Source organism: Pseudomonas sp. MD195_PC81_125 (genome assembly GCF_014060985.1).
Lineage (GTDB): Bacteria > Pseudomonadota > Gammaproteobacteria > Pseudomonadales > Pseudomonadaceae > Aquipseudomonas > Aquipseudomonas parakoreensis.
Map to the genome: position 1 here is coordinate 1 of NZ_JABULD010000625.1, position 2866 is coordinate 2866.

Consider the following 2866-nt stretch of genomic DNA (forward strand, 5'->3'; position numbering starts at 1 on the left):
CGGCGGCGAGGGCGGTGAGCATCAGCGCCGGCAGCGCTTTCAAGGAAAATCGACGCAGTTCACTGTTCATTGCAAGTCTCGCTAAAAGGAAAAAAGGGAGCGTCCGGGTCAAAGGGCCTGATCGAGCACGGCCAGCAAACGGTCGATTTGCTCTTCGTCGTTGAGCAGCCCCGGCGCGGTGCGAATCACTGGGCCGACGTCGCGGTGCACGGCATCGGCCACCACGCGGTTGGCCATCAGGTGCGCGGCGATCTTGTCGCTGTCCTTACCCTTGACCCGGAAGAAGGTGAAACCGGCGGACAGCTCAGGGCTCAGCGGCGTGACCAGTTCGATCTGCGGACGTTGCTGCAGGCGTTGTTTCAGGTAGCTGTTGAGCGCGTGAATGCGCGCCTCGACCTCGGCCTTGCCCAGCTCAAGATGCAATTTGAACGCTTCGTCCAGCGCCCAGCGGTGTTCGAACGAGTGATAGCCGCCGGGCGTCATGGTGGTGGAAAACGCCGTGGCTTCGGAGAACGTCGGAATGATCGGAGTGACGTATCTGACTTCGGCGAAGCGACTGCAGACGATGCCGGTGCCGCGCGGGCCGAACATCCACTTGTGGGTGCCGGCGATGAAGAAGTCGCAGTTCATTTGTGCGAAGTTCAGGTTGTCCACGCCGAAGCCATGCACCCCGTCGACCACGTAAACGATGCGCTCAGCGTCGCTGCGACCACGGTTGTGCCGGTCGACGATGGCGCCGATTTCACCGATGGGCAGTTTCATGCCGCTGCCCGAATGCACCCAGCACATGCCCAGCACCCGGGTTTCGGGGCGGATGGCGCTGTCGATGGCAGCAAGGATTTCTGCTTTGCTCGCGTTGTACGGATCCTTGAACAGGCGAATCTTGCGCACCCGGGTGCCGTCGCGTTCGGTGCGCAGGGCGAGGATGGTGTGGGTCGCGTAGTGCTCGTGTTCGGTGGTGAGGATTTCCTGATCGGGGCGCACGTGCACGCCGCCGTAGATCGTCGCCAGACCTTCGGTGGTGCTGCCGGTCAGGGCGATCTGTCTGGCGTCGGCTTGCAGATAGCGACCGGCCCAGACGCGGACGTTCTCTTCGCGCTGTTCGATCACGCCGAGGTCCCAATCCATGGCCAGGCCGGGATTGTTGTCGAGGGCGGCGCGGTGCCGCTCAATCGCCTCGCGCACCGGTTTCGGGTGTGAGGTGATCAGAAAGTTGGAGAAGTGCAGATACGCCGGATCCTGATCGAACAGCTGCTGCAACTGCGCCCACTTGTTGCCAGTCACGGGCGCAGCGCTCGCGGCACCGGCGACATTCGGCAGGCTCGCGCCCAGTGGCAGCGCCGCCGCGAGAATCCCCGCCTGCTTCAAGAACTGACGACGATTGCTCATGGCTTGGCAGTTCCCGGCGCAGCGGCCAGTGCCGGTTTCGCGGCTTTCTCGACCTGATCCCAGACCCGCAGGAAGTTGCCGCCCCAGAGCTTGGCGATGTCCGCTTCGGAGTAACCGCGCGAGATCAGCTCGGCGGTGACGTTGCGAATTTCGCCGACGTTCTCGAAGCCTTTGACGCCGCCACCTTCGTTGAAGTCGGAGCTGATGCCGACATGGTCGATGCCGATCTTGCGCACCGCGTAATCGATGGCATCACCCAGATCCTTGAGACTGGCTTTCGGTTCCTCTTCGAGGATCGCGTACAGGCGACTGGCGTACTGGCCGAACTTCTGCTCCGACCACGCGGCAATGATCGGGTCGCCCGGCATCAACGCCATCGCCAGGTTCGGCAGCGGCGGCAGGTCGAAGTCCTTGCGCATCGCGTTGAGCTTGTCCTGGGTTTGCTGGGTGAGCGGACGCAGGTACTGCGAAAACGCAACGATCTGCACCACGCCGCCGCTGTTTTTTGATCAGCTGCATTTCCTTGTCGCTGAGGTTGCGCGGAATATCGACCATCGCACGCGGCGCCGAATGCGAGGCCACCAAAGGCGTGCGGCTCAGTTGCGCGACTTGTTCGAGGGCCTTGGTCGACATTTGCGAGACGTCGATGATCACGCCCAGATCGTTGAGACGCTTGACCGCTTGCTTGCCCAGATCCGAGAGACCGTCGAGGGCGTCCGGCGAATCATTGAGAAATGGCAACGGTCGCGACGAATCCGCCCAGTCGTTGTTACCGATGTAGCTGAAGCCGAACATGCGCATGCCGCGCGCCGTCCACAGGTCCAGCAGGTTGAGGTCGTGGCCCAGCGGATAGGCGTTGAGCATGCTGATGAAAATCGCGAATTTGCCTTCGCCGTGCAAGCGCCGGAAGTCGTCGGGGGTGTAGGCGAGGGCGACCTGATTGGGGTAATCGCGAACCATGCCGGAGATGATCTTGAAGCGGATCTCCTGCTGGTTGCGTGCCTCGTCGACGAAGCCGGGGGTCGGCTTGTGCGGGGCGTTCGGGCCGTTCCACATTTCCGGCCAGCCGAAGATGGTCAGCGCGGCGCCGGACAGGCGTCCACGGCTGGCCTTGGCCAGATCGAACTGGCCGTCGCCGTCCTTGTCGGCCTCGTGGCCGTCGGTGCCGAAATTTTGCGTCAGGCTGACATGGCTGTCGAAAGACAGCATGCGTTCGTGCAGCTCATCGGCCTGCTTCATGACTTTGGCCGGGTAGCCGAGGTCGTCCTTGAACCAGTGGTGCCACACGGCAAAGCCTGCACCGGCGCCGATCGCCAGGGCCAACGGCAGGCCGATGAATAGAGCCTTTTTCGAACGTGGTTTTGTCATTGCCATCTCAGTCAGGTTCGCCATCGAGGTGCAGGCGCGGGGGCCTTCGCTATCTGGGAAGAACGAGTGGTTGGCGGCAAAATTTAAGCTTTGGTGCTGTGGCGAGGGG

Annotated in this window: 1 protein-coding gene and 1 pseudogene; both read right to left on the reverse strand. The window is 62.5% G+C overall.

The window, feature by feature from the left end; all coding sequences use genetic code 11:
* Positions 1-108: 108 nt before the first annotated feature.
* A complete protein-coding gene (locus HT737_RS25025) occupies positions 109-1389 on the reverse strand; it encodes an aminotransferase class V-fold PLP-dependent enzyme (RefSeq protein WP_182404203.1) in 1281 nt (426 codons plus the stop codon).
* Positions 1386-2757, reverse strand: a pseudogene (pvdM, locus tag HT737_RS25030) (pyoverdine-tailoring dipeptidase-like protein PvdM). The gene HT737_RS25025 and the pseudogene pvdM overlap by 4 nt, the downstream one beginning before the upstream one ends.
* Positions 2758-2866 lie beyond the last annotated feature (109 nt).